Source organism: Clostridium sp. AF35-15 (assembly GCF_003477745.1).
Classification (GTDB): Bacteria; Bacillota; Clostridia; order Lachnospirales; family Lachnospiraceae; genus Otoolea; species Otoolea fessa.
This window is the reverse complement of sequence record NZ_QUDY01000008.1, coordinates 75,336-93,394: the sequence shown is the minus strand read 5'-3', so window position 1 is coordinate 93,394 and position 18,059 is coordinate 75,336. Positions and strand designations below refer to the sequence as shown.

Below are 18,059 nucleotides of genomic sequence, written 5' to 3'. Positions count from 1 at the left end.
CATTCGGGATATTTTTCTTTATCTATAAGCTCTCCCGCAGATACTCCCGTGTCACACTCCGCTCCGCTTCCAGCATCTCCTTCGGCGTCCCGGCAAAGAGCAGGTCGCCGCCTGCGAGTCCGCCGCCCGGTCCGAGCTCCACAATATAATCGGCATCCTTCATCACATCCAGGCTGTGCTCGATGATAAACAGCGTATTGCCCTGATCGGTCATCCGGTTGAAAAGCTTCATCAGACGGCGGATATCGTCGAGATGCAGCCCGTCAGTCGGCTCATCCAGAATGAATATCTGTCCCCGCTCATCCAGCTTGCTCGCCAGCTTCACACGCTGCAGCTCGCCGCCGGAAAGCGTCGTCATCGACTGATTCAGGTGCAGGTAACCGAGTCCGACCTGTACCAGCGTATCGAGTTTCCTCACAAAATCCGCATCTTCAAAAAACTGGATCGCCTGACGGACGGTCATATCCATGACTTCCGCAATATTCTTTCCCTTGTACTGATATTTCAGCACTTCCTCCGAATACCGCGTTCCATGGCAGACCTCGCAGACCGTCTCGATCGAGTCCATATATGCCATATCCGATATAATTACACCTTTTCCCTGGCACGCCGGGCAGGCGCCCTTGGAATTGAAACTGAAATATGCCTGTGCGACATGGTTCGCTTTCGCAAAAAGCGCCCGGATCGCATCCGCGATATCCAGATACGTCGCCGGGGTTGAACGCAGATTGATACCGATATCCTTCTGCCGGATCGAGATCACCTCGCCTGGATACTGGCTCGTAAAATATTCCATCAGGGAGCTTTTTCCCGAACCAGCCACACCGGCGATGACCGTCATCACGCCAAGCGGCAGTTTTACGCTCAGATCTTTTAAGTTATGAAGCTTCGCGTGCTCAACCTGATACCATCCGGTCGGCTTGCGGTACTCCATCTTCATCGGCGTTTTCGTCCGCAGCATTCGCCCGGTCACAGTGTCCGCTTTCAGAAGATCCTCGTAGCTTCCCTGATACATGATCTGTCCACCGTTTATGCCCGCTTCCGGTCCCATATCCACAATGTGATCCGCCAGAGCGATGACTTCCCGGTGGTGTTCCACAATCATCACGGTATTTCCGTGCTCTTTCAGCTTGATCAGCGAATTTTTGAGATTCTGGATATCGCGCGAATGCAGTCCGACGCTCGGCTCATCCAGCACATACATCATATCGGTAAGCGGCGAATTGATGTAACGCGCGATCTTGATACGCTGCGCCTCGCCGCCGGAGAGAGTGTCTGTTCCACGGCTTAAAGAAAGATAGCTGAGTCCGATCTCAATCAGCGCATTCATCCGCTTCAGGATCTCGGTCTTGATATCGCGCGCCAGCGGATCATCGATCTGGCGGATAAACTCTGCCGCCTCCGGGATCGGCATATCCGAAACCTCGCAGATATTTTTTCCGTTAATCAGGCAGCTCCGGATCTTCGCATTCAGTCTCGCCCCGTGGCACTCCGGACACGTAAAGGTGCTGACAATGCGATCCAGCTCTTTCTTATGAAGCTGTCCTTCTTTAGATGTAATGATACTGCGGTACATACGCGGATAAATGCCCTCGTACTTCGCGGATTTCGGCCAGTTTGCCGGCGGGTTTTTCAGGCGGATCTGCGGCGAATAGAGAAATAAATCCATTTCCTCCTTCGAATAATCCTTGATCTTCTTGTCCAAATCAAACAGACCGCTGTACGCATACCGCTTCCACCGCCATGCACCGGTCGTGAACGCCGGCCACTGGATAACGCCCTCATCGTTTAGGCATTTATCAAAATCCACCAGCTTGTGGATGTCCAGCTCCGTCACAACGCCCAGGCCCTCACAGCGCTCACACTTGCCGCTCGGATGGTTGAAGGAAAAGCTGTCCGAATAGCCGACAAACGGTTTGCCCACACGTGAGAAGAGTAGGCGCAGCAGCGCATATATATCGGTGTATGTGCCGACCGTTGAGCGGGAGTTTGCCACCGGCTTTTTCTGATCGATCACGATCGTGACCGGAAGATTCTCCATGCGCTCAACCTCTGGACGACCATATTTCGGCAGAAACTGCTGGACAAAACTTGGAAATGTCACATTCAGCTCCCGCCGCGACTCTGCCGCAATCGTATCAAGGCAGAGCGATGATTTGCCCGAACCGGACACACCGGTAAAAACCGTGATTTTCTTTTTCGGAATTTTCAACGACACATGTTTCAAGTTGTTTTCCGTTGCATTCACAATGCTTATGTACTCCTGATTTTCTCGTTCCATCTGGCATTTTTCCTTTCTTAAGCTGCATTTTCCCGTCCCAGGTTCCTTTATTTTAAAGGTACTCAATGCTATCCTGATCTGTACGCGGCTATCACGCACAAAAGCAGACAGAAAATACCCCTAAGAAGCATTTTCCGTCTGCTTTTTTATTTGACTTCCTGCTTTACACGCACTCCGCCGAACAGCAAAGGCATTGTCTTTCTTGTATACTCTCCAAGCGCATAGCCACCGTCTGAAATGCAGTAATCATAGATGATTGCCCTCTCGCAGAGTGCATACATATGTGCAATCTCGTAATATGGCATACTGCGGGTAATCTGCCCCCGGCGCTGCCCCTCATCGACCAGCTGATTTACCATCTTATAGTAAAAACGGTTCTGGTTTAAAAGATGCTTATCCCCCTTTGTCACCACCTGTGAGGAATAGAGTGACGCCAGAAGCCCTACCGGGATATCCGACTCTATCAGATCATGTACACTGAAGCAGAGCGTCATAAGCTTGTCAAAGCTGTCCATCTCCGGATCCAGCGCCTGCATTACCTCTTCATACTTTGCATCAAAGATCTCTGGGAGAGATGCCAGAAGCTCATCCTTTCCACTATAATAATGATAGAAGCTTCCCTTTGATGTTCCAGACTGCAGGATAATCTCATCGATCGTCGTCTCCTCATATCCCTTCTCATGAAACAATTTCCATGCAACACGGGCAATTTTTGCTTTTGTGTTATTACCCTTCGCCATTTGCCTTTTACCTCTTAACTTCTCAATAATCGTAATTTCAGGGAAACATTCCTGGTCATCTAATTTACCTTTTTGTTTACCTGAATCCAGCCGAAAGCAGAGTGGATAATCTTCCTCATCTGCTTTCGACAATTTAATTTATTTTATCATTCTTTTCCTGTGAAGTAAAGAGATTGTTCCATATGTCTATTTTTAATACCGTTTTCACATCCGGTGAACTTTGGTATGTGCATGGCAGCTGCACTGGGGATGCACCGGAACTTCTATCAGATCCGTGGACCACGTTTTGGCATCAATGAACAGCATTTTTCCAATCAGCGCCTCTCCCTTGCCCAAAAGAAGCTTCAATACTTCTGCCGCCTGCATACACCCGATCATGCCGGGAATCACGCCAAGCACACCATAAGCAGCCGAATTCGGGTTTCCGGATGGGTCCTTTGCCTCCGGACAGAGACAGCGCAGACATGGTCCGTCCGATGCGAACACGGTAACCTGTCCCGCAAATTCACAGATAGCTCCATATACATCCGGCTTTCCCAGCTTCATGCATGTATCACTCAGCAGATAGCGGGTTGGAAAATTATCCGAAGCATCCACAATCACATCAAACTTTGCAAGAATTTCTTCTGCATTTTCAGCTGTAATTCCCTCTGGGTATACTTCTACCTGCACCGAATGGTTCCGGCTCTGAAGCTGCTCCGCCGCCAGTTCTGCTTTTGCCTTTCCAATGTCCTGTTCCCGGTAAAGGATTTGCCGCTGCAGATTGCTGACATCCACCCGGTCAAAATCAGCAATCCCGATCGTACCGACTCCTGCTGCTGCCAGATAGAGGCTGACGGGAGATCCAAGTCCCCCCGCCCCGACTACCAGCACCCGGCTTTCCGCCAGCTTTTTCTGTCCTTCTTCTCCTACCTCCGGCAGGAGAATATTTCTTTTATAGCGTTCTTTGTCTATCTCCAAACCAGCGTCTCCTTTCTGAATCAACCGCCCCCCAGTAAATGATAAATCTTCAAATCATCTGCTTCTTCAAGTGTTACTTTATCATAGTCTTCTGGCCAGACCAGCTGCCCATTTACCTTCACGACCAGCTTGGGCCAGGTAAATTTCATGTGTTCCATCACACCCCTGATTGTCAGTCCTTCATGCCAGTCCGGATATGGACGGTTATTCAGTACCATTATATCCACTTCCCTTCTGCAACGTATTAATGAATAGTCTTACTGAAGCGGCTCAACTACTTCCAAAAGCTCCGGAAGATCCATGCCAAGCTCTTTCAGGTGTGCAATTGTCGGAACGCCGTTTAAATTCCAGCCGCGCTTCGGATATACCGCATCAATCAGCTTCTCATATTCCCCTTCTCTGTGCTTTCTGGTCGCAGCCATCTTTTCCTTTAAGGACATTTTTTCGACTTCTTCTTTTGTAAAACCAACCAGCTCTACCAGCTGACCATCGTAGCGCTCCTGACGGGACAGATATTCTTCTTCCGTAACCGGTCCCTGGGAGCGGTATGGAATCGCATCGTTCGCACGCAGTCCCTTGCCCAGACGAATGTTGAAAACACGCTGGAAATTGTAGACACGCTCGGACATTTTAATCATCTCATCCCTATCAATCTTGACCCCAGTAACACCATAATAAAGATCCAGATAGTTATCTACGTGCTCCGGTACCTTCGCCGGTTCATCGGTCAGGCTGTTGTCAGCCGGTACAATATCATTCCACGGCAGCTTGCAAAGTCCCAGAAGACCAAACCAGGTTCTAAACATCGGATAGTAATACAGCGCCTCCGCCTTATCCTCAAAGGTAGGAATCTGGTTATTTACCTGATCCATGAAAATCAGCCATGCCTCATCATGCTGCGGTCCCTTATTGGTCAGACCATAGCCGCCCTGCTGCGCCAGGGATTCTTTGGAAGCATACTCTGAATATTCAAGTCCCTTCTGTTCCATCGCAATATCATTCATGAAATCCATATCGCCCCAGCCCTGCGCTGCAAAATACTCTTTCTGCTTGTGGCTTCCAAGTGCCGCAATCTTGCCAAAGCCTTCGTTTCGCGCCATCTGGTGCAGCAGCTCCAGCTCCGCCTCTGCATTGCCCCATACAAGCTCCAGACCGCCGGTTCTCTCCTTATTCAGGATACCATTTTCATAGCATTCCATCAGGAAGGCAGTCATGGTGCCAAAGGAAATCGTATCAATGCCATATGTATCACAGTAGAAATTCACTTCCAGGATTACCTGCGGATCGGTTACGCCGCAGTTCGGACCAACACCGGCTGCTGTCTCATACTCCGGACCATCCACACATACTTTATGTCCCTTATACGGACCTGTCTTTAATTCAAACTGATCGGCTGTTTTAGCACACGCCATCGAACATCCATACCAACATCCGTCCGCTCCGCCCTGGGTCAGCCATTTATTTCTCCATACCTCCGGTGCCATCTCATCGATCTTATCCGTTCCGCCATATTTATAATTGCGCGTCGGCAGAATATCATAATCGCTCATGATACGCAGGGAGTATGCCGTTCCGGATTTACGCATTGAATTCTGTTTGTCATCCTGTGTCGCCACCTCACGATGGAATTTCAGGCCATCCCGGTTCAGGATACTGATATCATATACATGGTTCAGATTTGCTTTTACGCCTTTAAAATGGCATACCAGCGCTTTAATGTGCTTGTCCGCAAAGACACGTCCGATACCACCACGTCCAGCCTGTTTTAAGCGGACTACATTTCTTTTCGGATCATAGAATGTAAAATTCAACATAGAGAGGTTGCAATGATCCGCCGCCGAACCGGAGCATACGACCGCCACGTTTTTGCGATCATTGTCATCCTCCGCATACATGGTTGTCAGCTCTTCGCCCAGTACATGTGCATCTTTATGCTCTAACGGTGCTTTTTCAATTGAAACGGTTCCCTTATTGCCATCGATGACAATAATCACGTCTTCCTCCGCTTTTCCAGTCAGCTCGATCACATCAAATCCGGAGAATTTTAAGAATGGACCAAAATATCCGCCGACGTTTGAATCAATCGGGATATCTGTCATCGGTGAAATGCTGCATACCAGGCATTTTCCGGTACCGCCGTACTGCGTAATTCCGGCAATCGGTCCTGCCGACATGGTAATAGCATTTTCCGGAGAGTCCCACTTTGTATCCGGCTTCGTTGCATCCCACAGATAACGCAGGCAATAACCTTTGCCGCCGGTAAATTTTTCTTTGACCTCCTGAGGAATGTCGATCATATCGATGGTGTTATCTGTCACATTGATTCGAAGGCGCTTATCCGTATATCCATGATACAGCGGCTTTGGCTCATATGTAACCTGATTGAGAACCGTGTGGGCCTCTTTCATTTTTTTGATTTCTTCCATATCTGCGTCCGCATAACGCGGAAGATCACACATTTTAATCATGCCTTTCTCCTCCCTTTACTCTTCTACCAGACGGATCGCTCCGGTCGGACATGCTTTTACGCACAATCCGCACGCCGTACATTTGGACGGCTCCAGATAATCATCACACTGTACCATAACATTCTCCGGACAGAATCCAACGCACATCAGACAGCCGGCACATTCTTTCTTGTTCAGCCGGTAAACGCCTCTCGCATCCTCCGTAATCACACCTGTATTGCACACTTCAGAACATTTTCCACACTGTGTGCACACAGCAATATGATGGCTTCCATCCTCCTTGTCGGTAATGCGGATGCAGGATTTCATTGGATCCGAAACCTTGTAAAATGCCTTCGAACAGGCTTCTTCGCACTGGTGGCAGCCAATGCAGAGTGATTCATCTTTCTCTAATCGTCTCATCACAGTTCCTCCTTTTTGCCTAATTTCATTATTTCATCCGAAACAGATACATATCCGTCCCGAATCACTTCCAAAAATATGGCTCCTGCCGAAAGGCGGCAGAAAACTCCTTTTTCATGGTAAATACACTCTGGAAAACACTTTTTTCCATACCCGGAGACGCGGAACACCGCCCCTCCCGCCGCCAGAAGATCCCCCGTATTTAACTGAGTGGTATCTATTCCCTCCGTTATCAGGTTTGCCTTGTAGCGGCGGAAGCAGAGTCCCGGTTCTGTCTGCTTCTCCATCCAGTCCCGGGTTTCTCCCGCCAACAGCGAAGTCTGCCTTTCACCTCCCGCTGCATGCCGGTCACCCTCCATTCCGATCCCCCTTCGGAACCAGGCGCTCTCCACGGCTTCTCCCGGCTGTCCCCTCTGCCGGAACACATATAATTCACGCACAACTGCTCCCATCTAATCCCCTCTTTTATAAATATAAAATTTCTCCGGTTCTTGCCAGCCCATAACCACCGAGCTTCTCCACTCTCTCTGCAAACTCCCGGCTTTTCAAAACCGCCAGAAAATGCTGTACCGGTGGAAAATCCAAAAATCTGACTGGAATCGCAAAGTCATACTCTTCCCGTCCAACCTCAATAAAATCAAGTCCCATTGCCCTGGCTGCCGACTGGATTCCCATGCCCGCGTCTGCATCGCCGCCGGACACGGCAGCCGCCACTGCCATATGCGTTGCCGCCTCTCTGTCATATCCGTGAATTTCTTCCGGTGAAATACCGGCTTCCTTCAGCTTATAATCAAAAAGAACTCTTGTCCCCGCTCCTCTTTGTCGGTTGACATAATTCAAGCCACGTAAATCTTCAATTTCATGGATTCCAAGCGGATTTCCTTTTTTTACGATAATTCCCTGAATTCGCTCAACGCCCTTGACAAGTGCCATTTTTTCACCCGCAAACAGTTTTTTCAGGATCGCAATATTATATTCTCCTGTCTCTTCATCCAGCAGGTGGGTCGGAGCCAGATGCGCTTCTCCCCGCTTTAATGCCATTAAACCGCCCATACTGCCTACATGCGTACTGGAAAGGTAATTACCCGGGTACATACACGGCAGCAAATCTGCCATCACATCCAGAATCAGATCATGGCTTCCGATTGCCACTGCCGTACTTCCAATTTCCTCCAGAGAACGGTATAGCTCTACGTCAACGGTATCTCCCGCCTCGACCCCCTCGCTGTTCTGAGGAATCACACAGAACCCGTCTGCCCGCACCAGGCTCATCGCTGCTCCCGCCCCGCGCGCCAGTGGAGAAGCGACGAGCTTGTCGCCCACTTCTCCTACTTTCACCCGCACATACTCTTTATGTTTCAGGGATGATACAAGGCGTTTAGATATGACAGCCCGCACCGTCGTGCCGGCTGTTTCTGTACGTCCTGCCAGTTTCTGCAGCACAGGAATTACAAAATTTTCAAAGTTGATATAGGCGGATACCGGATATCCCGGAAGTCCGATCACCGGTTTTCCATTGACAATCGCCAATATTACCGGTTTTCCCGGCTTGATTGCCACCCCGTGTACCAGAACCTCCCCCAATTCCCGAAGTACATGAACCGTAAAATCTTCGGTTCCAGCACTGGAGCCGGCATTGACAATTACCATGTCATAGTTTTCAACCGCCTCTGCCACCTTTGCTTTCAATGTTTCATATTCATCCGCAATCGGCGGAAAACGATGGGGCGCACCGCCATGTTCCGTTACCAGTGCCTCAAACACTCTCGAATTCGATTCGATGATGTCCCCATCCCTGGGTTCCTGTCCCGGCTCTATGATTTCGGTTCCCGTCGGAAAAATCGCTATCGACGGCTTTTTCAACACCTCAATCTCTGTAATTCCGCCAGACAGGAGAACACCTATATCAATCGGGCGTATCTCATGATAACCGGGCATCAGCATCTCACCCGCTACGATATCTTCTCCGATCGGGCGCACATGCTGCCATGATGCAGCTGCATCCGTAATCTGCACCGAGCCATCCTCCTGCTCCAGCAGATCCTCCGCCATGATAACTGCATCGCATGGTGCGTGAATCGGATCGCCCGTATCCACCACTGTAAAATCTGTACCTGGATATAGGGTAAGTGGTTTCCGCTCCGATGCTCCCTTTGTTTTCTCTGCCTCAACCGCGATTCCATCCATCGCCGCCGCATTGTAAAGCGGAGAACAATATTTCGCATAGACTGCCTCTTTTGTAATCCGGTGCAGACTTTCCGTCACGGGAATCCATTCTGCCTTGGGTCTTAATAATTCCTCCAGTGCTTTCTGGTAAAGGGCTTTTGCCTCCTCCACCGGTGTATTATTCAGATATAAATTTCTCTTTCCCATCTCTGCCTCTATTCTGTTTCCACCAGGCTCTGCCGATCCTTTATTCTCCGTCGCCCTTCTGGAAGCAATTCATTTTAAAAACGGTATACCTTCACCTGCTCACCTTTCTTCAGTCCCTCCTGATTCATATCAATCAGAACGTAGCCGTCTGCCTCTGCCATCGTCGAAATCAAGCCTGATTTTCCAAATACCGGTTCTGCCTCCAGCCCTTGCGGAGCTATTTGAAGCTTTACCAGCAGGCAGGTTGTTTTTCCGGGTGCCCCCGCCAGGTTCGTTGTCATAAAGGCTTCTAGCGGAGGTTGATCTGGCTGACCGGTTACCTGCTTCCAGAGCCACACAAATAATAAGTGGAAAACGGTAAGCGCTGCTGCCGGATGCCCAGGAAGTCCTCCTAACAGCGTATGTTTCTCTTTATCATATCCCAGAATCGTCGGTTTTCCCGGTTTCAGTGCCAGCCCATGGGTAAATACTCCCTCCTTGGAGATGCGGTTTAATATCTCCATAGTCATGTCCTTCTTTCCCTGGGAACTTCCTCCGGAGATCAGAATCAAATCACAGGCTTTGACCGCCTCCCTGATTTTGTCCTCTAAAAGTACCTCTTCATCCCTCACTGCCTCTGCCGAAACAAGCTCCAGACCTGTCTTCTTCACATAACAGGACAGCGCCCATGTATTAATATCCCGCACCTGTCCCGGTCCAGGAACCTGATCGTTCCTGACCAGTTCGTCGCCCGTCGATAGAACTGCCACCTTCCACGGTTTAAAAACCGGAACCTGAACCACGCCAAGCGCTGCCAATGTTCCCGCCTGCGCCGGGCCAATCCGGGTTCCCGCTTTAAGGACTATATCCCCGGTTTTTACATCTTCTCCCGGAAGCACGATGCATTTCCCATACGGAACATTTTCATACAGGGCAACCTCATCTGTTCCGAACCGTTCACTGTATTCTACCATCACCATGGCATCTGCCCCTTCCGGAACCATGCCGCCGGTCGGCACATAGGCACAGGTGCCCGGTTCAATCTTTGATACCGCCGGATGTCCTATCTCTACTTCTTCCAGCACCTTCAGAAAAACCGGGATACTTTCTGTTGCGCCCGCCGTGTCCTTTGAACAGACTGCATACCCATCTACACTGGAACGGCGGAATGCAGGAATCATTTCCCCAGAGACAATATCTTCTGCTAAAATACAGCCAGACGCATCTGCAAGCGCAACCCGCTCCGTCTCCGGCAGGCACTCTTTTGCCGCTTCAAGCAGACGTTCCCGCGCCTGCGCCAGCGTATCAACTTTCAATAACTTCATAATTCCTCCCTTGCGGCATGATTCTTCTTCGCGAAGGTACGCATCCACGCGAAGTGCTTTTGATTCATAGGCCGCCTCTCCGAATGAAACAAAAAAACGAATACAGAAAACATTCCGCTCTCTGTATCCGTTCCTGATGATGCAGTCTGCCTCTTACGGCTTTCTGCTGATATTCACTTATCTACATCAGGCTTTGCTTGGGCTGGCGGAATTTACTGCTCTTTTCCAGAACTTCCGGGTCTTCATCCCGGTCATCCGAGAGCTATTCCTTTCCAATGCATCGTCTGATGCGGGGAGGCACCCGCGTTTCCCCGGATACCCATTGGCTTTTCTTCCATCCTGTGAATCAGTTCACAGCTTAGGCAGAAAAGCTCGAAATCAACTCTGTATAACTGCCGCTCTCGTGCGACAATTCTCTTTCTCATGATTTTCTACCAGAAATTATACCACATTTTCACAAACTGTGTCAATCATCCCAAGCAAAACTCTTTCCATTTTTTTCACATTCAGCGCAATCATCTCGCATTTTTATTCATATTTCTGAACTTTTTTCATTTTCGCGATATGAAACCTCTGTATCTGCCAGATATCGACGTATGGACGGGTGAGAGGGGTGAAGAAGGATTTCTTCCGGTGTTCCAGACACCAGAACATTCCCCTGTTCCATAAAATGTACCTGGTCACAAATCTTGCGGACATGCACCAGCTGATGGCTGATTAGCAGCCATGTCATCTTATTTTTCGTCTGCTGCTCCCGCATCAGCTGTTCAAACAATTCTGTACTGTCAGGATCCAGGTTGGAAAGTGTCTCATCAACAATCACAAACGCAGGGTCAAATACCAGAGCCCTGATAAATGATAATTTCTGCTGTTCCCCGCTGCTCAGGGAACGGGCATACTGATTTTTTTTCTGCAGAAGCCCACATCGTTCCAGCCAGGCATCCATCTTCGCCTCATCTGGGCGGATTCCCCGTATTTTCAGCGGATAGATCAGGTTCTGATACACCGTATCATGCAAAAGATACGGTCTCTGTGTTGTCATCGTGATATCCCGGGGTGTCAGTCCCTCGTAATCAATCCTCCCGCCATCTGGAACCAATATCCCCTGTATCAGCTTGGAAAGTGTTGTTTTTCCGCAGCCATTGGTTCCTATCAGACCATGAACCTTCCCGCTCTCCAGATACAGTTCCTCGATTTGAAGCGTAAACTGACCCATCTTCTTTTGCAGCTTAGAGATTTTCATCCGGTGTCTCCTCCTGTCTGAAATGTTCTGCCAATGTCTGTACCGCAAATGCCAGAAGCATCAGGATCACTCCCAAAAATACCCCTTCATAATAATCGCCTGCACCTTTCAGGGTTGAAATCGCAGTCGTCATTGTCCGGGTGCTGTTTTTTATATTTCCACCTACCAGAAAGACCGCCCCGACCTCACTGATGGAACGCCCATATCCAGACACAACCGCAAAATAAATTTCATTTTTCATTTCACGCAGCAGAAGCCGCGCGGTCTGATGCCGGTCAGCTCCCATCGTCCTGGCAAACGCCCGGATCGAAGGCGCCGTGCGGACCGCATATGAATATACCATTCCACAGACGATCGGAGTAATGATCAGAACTTGAGCTGCCACCATTCCTTTGATCGTAAATACCCATCGAAGCGCCCCAAACGGACCTTTTTTTCTCAAAAGCATATATGTGAGCAGTCCGATGACAACCGGAGGTGCTCCCATCAAGGTCCGGTTCACGCGGACTACCAGCTTTTTTCCTGGAAATTTCGTCTGCTCCAGCACAAGTCCCAGAAAAATTCCAAGCATGGACGCAATCAAGGTTGACCAGAAAGACATCACCAGCGTTACCCGGATAGAATCTATCACTCCGACCGTACCAAAAAATTTTGAAAACAGGTTTCCCATATTTTTTCTCCCAGCATATCCACTGAAACACCTTATGTTCTGCAGGCGTTCTCATTTTCTCAATTCTTAATGACAGAAAAACCGGAAAAAGTGCATCCTCCCTTCTCCGGTTTCCTGTTTATACATTATAAATTCTGCAAGGTTCAACTGCCTGCTTTATTCGTTTAAATACGCTAATTCCAGCACTACCACATATCATCCGGCAGTATTTTACTTCTGCTCTGCATTCGGGAAGAATAACGGCTCGCCGTACTCCTTTACGCCGTATTCACCGATCAGCGTCTGGATTTCCGGAGAACAGATCCACTTGATAAACGTATTCGCCGCCTCGTTGTTGACATCCGGATATTTCTCCGGATTTACTGCGATAACGCCGTACTGGTTTAAAAGTTCCTTGCTGCCTTCACATACAATATCCATATCCGGGAAATCTGCCTTCTTGGCAAGCCAGGTACCGCGGTCAGACAGGCAGTAGCCACCTTTTTCATCTGCCATCGCCAGTGTATCAGCCATTCCAGCGCCTGCCGATACATAATTTGGATTGCTCTCATAATCTGTAATTCCCAGCTTCTCCCAGATTCCGGTCTCCTTGTTATGGGTACCAGAGTTGTCTCCACGGGACACAAATGTCAGCTGCTCGTCCATGATCTGCTTAAATGCAGCGTTGATATCATCCGTCTTTGCAATCGGACCATCCTTCGGTCCTACGATCACGAAATCATTATACATAACCTGGAAGCGCTCTACACCGTAGCCGCTCTCCACAAATTCTTCTTCTTTTGCTTTAGAATGAACCAGTATCACATCGACTTCACCATCTTTTGCTTTCTGAATCGCATCACCGGTTCCTACTGCCGTCCACTGTAAGTCAATACCTGTATCCTCTAAAAAGATTGGCTTTAAGTAATCCAGAAGACCTGTATTATCGGTACTGGTCGTCGTTGCCATCAGAAGCGTCTCTCCGGATGCTTCCTTGGTCTCCTCTGCACTGCTTTCCTCAGCAGCCTCTGCGGTTGTCTCTGCGGCGCTTTCCGCCTCCGTTGTCTCTTTTGCGCTTCCGGAGCAGGCTGTCATAGACAATGCTGTCATGGCCGCCATTGCCAATGCAATGATTCTGTTTGTCTTCTTCATGAAATTGTTCTTCTCCCTTCTTTTGTTTAAGAATACGCTGAAAAACATTTCATCGGAACGAGACTCTGGCAGAGGATGCGCCGCCTTTTACCAGCTGCCTTTCTTCCTAATAAGCAGCAGGTCCTACTTCTCTTTCCAATGCATTTCTTTCCAAATGCGGGAGGCATCCGAGTTTCCCCTGATACCCATTGGCTGTAAACCCTGACAATATACTGTGTTAGGTTTTTCAGCTCGAAATATAGTTTTCCTGGCTTCTGCTGTCCGGGTTCTTCTAATACTTCCCGAAACATCCTTATACATTTTTACTATACCATGTCAAAATTCCTCTTGTCAACCGGGCAACTTTCACATGAGCGAAATTATTTCATTTTTTGTTACTGTTCACGCATACGTGCCCAGTAACGGAATTTGCCGTGGCTTCGCATTTAAATACGGCAAATTCCTGCTGCCACCACGCTTTCTTACGGCACTTTCGGTTCCAAAAGTGCCTACCTGTGAAACAGTATCCATTATTTCAAGCTTCGTATTCATTTTGTTTTCTACTGCTCTTTTCTACGTGTTATTCTGGTTTTTTAGCTTTTTTTCACTTCTATCTTGATTTTCACTTTTCATATTTGTGCGACGCCTTTTTAACTGTGCTTAATTTTTTGTTTTTGTTTTGTATTTTATGAATATTCACACCATTTTATCTTTTCTACAATTTTCACTTTCTTTTCACGCATAATATCCTCACTTTTGCCGATTGTAAGCCCCATTTTTCTATGGTATCTTATATGTTATATTAATTTTCTTTTATAGTCATTCCGCACTCCGCTTGTTTCAGCGTGATCGGATGATTATTTTTCAGATTCGTCTGTTAAAAATTAAATTAATACATTTTTTTCAATTTACTCTTGTATTCTTGAGATGGTTGTAGTATTATAGACTCAGAACTAGAACACAGTCTAGTTTTTTTGCAAAGGAGGGGGAAAGAATGGCAGAAACTCCTTACATATTTAACATCCAGAAATTTTCAACGCACGACGGCGATGGTGTCCGCACCACGATCTTCTTCAAGGGATGTCCCTTACGCTGCATGTGGTGCCACAACCCGGAGAGTCAGCATTATTATAAGGAACTGATTTTTCATCAGCACAAATGTACCACCTGCGGCCGATGCGTTGCAAAATGTAAACAGGGAGCCAATTCCATCGTAGACGGCAAGATTGTATTTGACCGTTCCAAGTGTACCGCCTGCGGCGTCTGTACCGACTGGTGCATCACAGAGGCCCGGGAGTTGGCCGGTAAGGAATACACGGTAGATGCACTTGTCAAGGAAGCGATGAAGGACAAAATCTTCTATGAGCAGTCCGGCGGCGGTGTAACACTCTCCGGCGGCGAGGTTATGGCTTCCCAGCATATGGACTATGTGGAAGAAGTCTGTCGCAAGCTCCACGAGAACGGTGTCAGCATTTTCATCGACACCAGCGGCTACACAGATTATAAGAATCTGAAGCGGATTCTTCCTTACGTAGATGTTTTTCTCTACGACATCAAGGTGATGGATCCGGAAGACCACAAGAAATATATCGGCGTTGACAATTCACTGATTCTTGAGAACTTAAAGAAATTAAGTGATGAGGGCGCTGGTCTTTACATCCGGCTTCCGATTATCCAGCAGGTCAACGCAACCGATGAACACATTGAAAGTGTCATCCATTTCCTGAAGGAAAATAATATTCACGCACGTCAGGTAAACCTTTTACCTTATCATGACATCGGAAAGGGTAAATACGCCAGCCTCGACATGGAGTACCATGATGATGAGATGAGCGTACCGGTGTCCGAGCTTATGGAACACTTTAAGTCCATGTTCGAAGAACAGGGATTCAACAAAGTCAATATAGGAGGATGATTTAAATGGCAGAGAAAATTGATACTTCATTCGTAATCAACACACCAGAAGGTCTGTTAAAAGACAACGACCGCGGATGTACCGAGAGAATTAAAAGACTGAGAAGAATCAGCCATTCCACCCAGCCGCATCTGGATCTGGAAAGAGCAAAAATTGAAACCGATGTTTACAAAGAGTACGAAGGTTCCGTATCTGTACCGGTTTTAAGAGCTCTCGTTCTGAAAGAGTACTTCTCCAGAAAAACTCTTTACTTAGGCGAGGATGAGCTGTTAGTTGGTGAGAAGGGCAAAGACCCGCAGTGTTCACCGACTTTCCCGGAGCTGTGCTGTCACACCATCGAAGATATGCACATCATGAATGATCGTAAACTGGTTAACTTCACTGTTACCGAAGACGATCTAAAGCTTCAGGAAGAAGAGATCATTCCGTACTGGAAGAACCGTGCAGTCAGAGAGCATCTCTTAAAAGCTATGACCCAGGAATGGAGAGACTGCTATGAGGTTGGTATGTTTACCGAGTTCATGGAGCAGCGTGGACCGGGCCATACAGCCGGCGGCAAGAACTTCTACATCAAGGGCTACGGCGATTACAAGAAAGAGATCGCGCAGGCTATCAAAGATCTTGACTACTTCAATGATCCGGAAGCTTATGACAAAGAGCAGGAGCTTCGCGCTATGGATATCTGCTGCGATGCTATCATTATCTTAGGTAAGAGATATCATGATCTGGCTCTTGAGAAGGCTGCTGAGGAGAAGGATCCGGTCAGAAAAGCAGAGCTTGAGCAGATTGCAGCTAACTGTGCCGTTGTTCCGGAGCACAAACCGGAGACCTACTGGCAGGCACTTCAGATGTACTGGTTTACACACCTTGGCGTTACAACCGAGTTAAACCCGTGGGATGCCTTTACACCGGGCCGTCTGGATCAGCATCTGATTCCGTTCTATGAGAAAGATACCGCTGCAGGTACTCTGGATGATACAAGAGCTCTTGAGCTTCTTGAGTGCCTCTGGGTTAAACTGTTCAACTCTCCGGCTCCGGTTAAAGTTGGCGTAACCTTAAAAGAGTCCGGTACATACGTAGACTTCGCAAACATCAACTCCGGCGGTGTTAAGGAAGATGGTACTGATGCAGTTAACGCTGTTTCTTACTTAATCCTTGACTGTATGGAAGATATGAGACAGAACCAGCCGAACTCCAACGTACAGATTTCCAAAGTTACTCCGGATAAGTTCTTAAAGAGAGCTTGCGAGATCGCTCGTCAGGGCTGGGGCCAGCCGGCATTCTACAATACCGATGAGCTGATTCAGGAGCTGGTAAATCAGGGCAAATCTCTGGTAGATGCAAGAAACGCTGGATGCTCCGGATGTGTTGAGACAGGTGCATGGGGAACCGAGGCTTATTGGCTGACCGGTTACTTAAACATCCCTAAGTGCTTACAGCTCGCTCTGTATGATGGCTACGATGTAATGTTCAAAAAACAGATCGGACCGCACACCGGCAAAGCAGAAGACTTCAAATCCTATGACGAACTGTGGAACGCATTCAAGACACAGCTTGAGTACATCATCGATGTTAAGATGCGCGGCAACCTGGTTATCGAGAGAATCTACTCTCAGATGATGCCGGCTCCGTTCCTTTCCATCTGTACCGATGACTGTATCAAGAAAGGTAAAGACTACAACGCAGGCGGCCCGAGATACAACACAAGCTACATCCAGGGTGTTGGTATCGGCACTATTTCCGATGCACTCTCCGCTATCAAGTTCAACGTATTTGACAATCAGAAGTTTACCATGAAAGAACTCATCGACGCTATGAACGACGATTTCAAGGGCCATGAGGACATTCTGAACCTGGTTAAGAATAAAACTCCGAAATACGGCAACGATGATGATTATGCAGATGACATCATGGTAAGTGTATTCAATGAGTACAAAGATTATATTACCGGCAGACCGACCACCAGAGGCGGTGTATATCATGTAGATATGCTTCCGACCACCTGCCACGTATACTTCGGTGATGTTATGATCGCTACTCCGAACGGCCGTCTGGCTCATAATCCTCTGTCTGAGGGTATCTCTCCTGAGAAGGGTGCTGATATCAACGGACCGACCGCAGTTGTTAAATCCTGCTCCAAGATGAACCACTGTGAAACCGGCGGTACTCTGCTGAACCAGAAATTTACTCCGGCTGCTATCGCAGGCGAGAAGGGTATTGACAACCTGGCTGCTCTGATTCGTTCCTACTTCGCTATGAACGGACATCATATGCAGTTCAACGTTATCGACCGCCAGACTCTGATTGAAGCTCAGAAGAACCCGGAGGAATACAAAGAACTGATCGTCCGTGTAGCCGGATACAGTGACTACTTCCGTAACCTGGATAAACCGCTTCAGAACGAGATCATTGAGAGAACCGAGCAGAGCTTTGGAGGCTGTGGCTGCTGTTAATTGCTCGCAACCGTTTGACAACTCTAAAAGTCTTCATTGTAACCTATTAATGCCTTCTATGAAAATGATATAGCCCCAAAAGGGCGGAAAGCCCCGGCAGCGAAACTGCCGGGGCTTTCTTATTTCTTTATCTTTATCTC

General features: G+C 48.2%; 14 protein-coding genes and 2 riboswitches. Of the genes, 2 read left to right on the top strand and 12 right to left on the bottom strand.

What is annotated here, in order from left to right; all coding sequences use genetic code 11:
* Nucleotides 1-22: 22 nt before the first annotated feature.
* The 12 genes from DWZ76_RS10490 to DWZ76_RS10435 all read right to left on the bottom strand — a co-directional run bounded on the left by DWZ76_RS10490 (nt 23) and on the right by DWZ76_RS10435 (nt 13,572).
* Nucleotides 23-2,281 carry an excinuclease ABC subunit UvrA gene (locus tag DWZ76_RS10490; RefSeq protein WP_118472604.1) on the bottom strand — a complete coding sequence of 753 codons (2,259 nt, stop codon included), beginning with the start codon at nt 2,279-2,281 and terminating at the stop codon, nt 23-25.
* A gap of 146 nt (nt 2,282-2,427) precedes the next feature.
* Nucleotides 2,428-3,021, bottom strand: coding sequence for a TetR/AcrR family transcriptional regulator (locus DWZ76_RS10485; RefSeq protein WP_107001407.1), 594 nt, complete (start codon nt 3,019-3,021; stop codon nt 2,428-2,430).
* Nucleotides 3,022-3,225: 204 nt separating this feature from the next.
* A complete protein-coding gene (locus DWZ76_RS10480; protein ID WP_182431314.1) occupies nt 3,226-3,981 on the bottom strand; it encodes a HesA/MoeB/ThiF family protein in 756 nt (251 codons plus the stop codon).
* A gap of 20 nt (nt 3,982-4,001) precedes the next feature.
* The gene (gene thiS, locus DWZ76_RS10475) at nt 4,002-4,199 is read right to left on the bottom strand and encodes a sulfur carrier protein ThiS (protein WP_022360324.1); all 198 of its coding nucleotides are present in this window, start codon (nt 4,197-4,199) and stop codon (nt 4,002-4,004) included.
* A 39-nt stretch (nt 4,200-4,238) separates the two neighbouring features.
* On the bottom strand, nt 4,239-6,449 hold the full coding sequence (locus DWZ76_RS10470) for an aldehyde ferredoxin oxidoreductase C-terminal domain-containing protein (RefSeq protein ID WP_207662794.1): 2,211 nt from the start codon (nt 6,447-6,449) through the stop codon (nt 4,239-4,241).
* A gap of 15 nt (nt 6,450-6,464) precedes the next feature.
* Nucleotides 6,465-6,851 carry a 4Fe-4S binding protein gene (locus DWZ76_RS10465; RefSeq protein WP_022360326.1) on the bottom strand — a complete coding sequence of 129 codons (387 nt, stop codon included), beginning with the start codon at nt 6,849-6,851 and terminating at the stop codon, nt 6,465-6,467.
* On the bottom strand, nt 6,851-7,303 hold the full coding sequence (locus DWZ76_RS10460; protein ID WP_118472602.1) for a hypothetical protein: 453 nt from the start codon (nt 7,301-7,303) through the stop codon (nt 6,851-6,853). Before DWZ76_RS10460 ends, DWZ76_RS10465 begins: the two co-directional genes overlap by 1 nt.
* 13 nt (nt 7,304-7,316) lie before the next feature.
* Entirely contained in the window at nt 7,317-9,224 is a 1,908-nt protein-coding gene (locus tag DWZ76_RS10455; RefSeq protein ID WP_118472601.1) for a molybdopterin biosynthesis protein, read from the bottom strand.
* 74 nt (nt 9,225-9,298) lie between these two features.
* Nucleotides 9,299-10,528 (bottom strand): gephyrin-like molybdotransferase Glp, encoded by a 1,230-nt coding sequence (gene glp, locus DWZ76_RS10450; RefSeq protein WP_118472600.1) that lies wholly within the window; start codon nt 10,526-10,528, stop codon nt 9,299-9,301.
* A gap of 249 nt (nt 10,529-10,777) precedes the next feature.
* A riboswitch (molybdenum cofactor riboswitch) is annotated at nt 10,778-10,918 on the bottom strand.
* A gap of 142 nt (nt 10,919-11,060) precedes the next feature.
* Complete coding sequence (locus DWZ76_RS10445; protein ID WP_118472599.1) at nt 11,061-11,771, bottom strand: ABC transporter ATP-binding protein; 711 nt, start codon at nt 11,769-11,771, stop codon at nt 11,061-11,063.
* Nucleotides 11,758-12,441, bottom strand: a complete 684-nt coding sequence (locus tag DWZ76_RS10440) for an ABC transporter permease (RefSeq protein ID WP_022360331.1) — start codon at nt 12,439-12,441, stop codon at nt 11,758-11,760. Before DWZ76_RS10440 ends, DWZ76_RS10445 begins: the two co-directional genes overlap by 14 nt.
* A gap of 210 nt (nt 12,442-12,651) precedes the next feature.
* Nucleotides 12,652-13,572 carry a substrate-binding domain-containing protein gene (locus DWZ76_RS10435; protein WP_022360332.1) on the bottom strand — a complete coding sequence of 307 codons (921 nt, stop codon included), beginning with the start codon at nt 13,570-13,572 and terminating at the stop codon, nt 12,652-12,654.
* 127 nt (nt 13,573-13,699) lie between these two features.
* A riboswitch (molybdenum cofactor riboswitch) is annotated at nt 13,700-13,821 on the bottom strand.
* A gap of 724 nt (nt 13,822-14,545) precedes the next feature.
* On the opposite strand from DWZ76_RS10435, the gene DWZ76_RS10430 reads away from it, so the two are divergent.
* Together DWZ76_RS10430 and hypD are read left to right on the top strand one after the other, a co-directional pair.
* Entirely contained in the window at nt 14,546-15,466 is a 921-nt protein-coding gene (locus tag DWZ76_RS10430; protein WP_118468393.1) for a trans-4-hydroxy-L-proline dehydratase activase, read from the top strand.
* 5 nt (nt 15,467-15,471) lie between these two features.
* Entirely contained in the window at nt 15,472-17,919 is a 2,448-nt protein-coding gene (gene hypD, locus DWZ76_RS10425) for a trans-4-hydroxy-L-proline dehydratase (RefSeq protein WP_117796067.1), read from the top strand.
* Nucleotides 17,920-18,059 lie beyond the last annotated feature (140 nt).

Bases quoted from the DNA above. Each gene is read 5' to 3' on its own strand.
- DWZ76_RS10490 (WP_118472604.1), bottom strand. From the start codon at position 2,281: ATGGAACGAGAAAATCAGGAGTACATAAGCATTGTGAATGCAACGGAA.
- DWZ76_RS10485 (WP_107001407.1), bottom strand. From the start codon at position 3,021: ATGGCGAAGGGTAATAACACAAAAGCAAAAATTGCCCGTGTTGCATGG.
- thiS (WP_022360324.1), bottom strand. From the start codon at position 4,199: ATGGTACTGAATAACCGTCCATATCCGGACTGGCATGAAGGACTGACA.
- DWZ76_RS10470 (WP_207662794.1), bottom strand. From the start codon at position 6,449: ATGATTAAAATGTGTGATCTTCCGCGTTATGCGGACGCAGATATGGAA.
- DWZ76_RS10465 (WP_022360326.1), bottom strand. From the start codon at position 6,851: ATGAGACGATTAGAGAAAGATGAATCACTCTGCATTGGCTGCCACCAG.
- DWZ76_RS10460 (WP_118472602.1), bottom strand. From the start codon at position 7,303: ATGGGAGCAGTTGTGCGTGAATTATATGTGTTCCGGCAGAGGGGACAG.
- DWZ76_RS10455 (WP_118472601.1), bottom strand. From the start codon at position 9,224: ATGGGAAAGAGAAATTTATATCTGAATAATACACCGGTGGAGGAGGCA.
- glp (WP_118472600.1), bottom strand. From the start codon at position 10,528: ATGAAGTTATTGAAAGTTGATACGCTGGCGCAGGCGCGGGAACGTCTG.
- DWZ76_RS10445 (WP_118472599.1), bottom strand. From the start codon at position 11,771: ATGAAAATCTCTAAGCTGCAAAAGAAGATGGGTCAGTTTACGCTTCAA.
- DWZ76_RS10440 (WP_022360331.1), bottom strand. From the start codon at position 12,441: ATGGGAAACCTGTTTTCAAAATTTTTTGGTACGGTCGGAGTGATAGAT.
- DWZ76_RS10435 (WP_022360332.1), bottom strand. From the start codon at position 13,572: ATGAAGAAGACAAACAGAATCATTGCATTGGCAATGGCGGCCATGACA.
- DWZ76_RS10430 (WP_118468393.1), top strand. From the start codon at position 14,546: ATGGCAGAAACTCCTTACATATTTAACATCCAGAAATTTTCAACGCAC.
- hypD (WP_117796067.1), top strand. From the start codon at position 15,472: ATGGCAGAGAAAATTGATACTTCATTCGTAATCAACACACCAGAAGGT.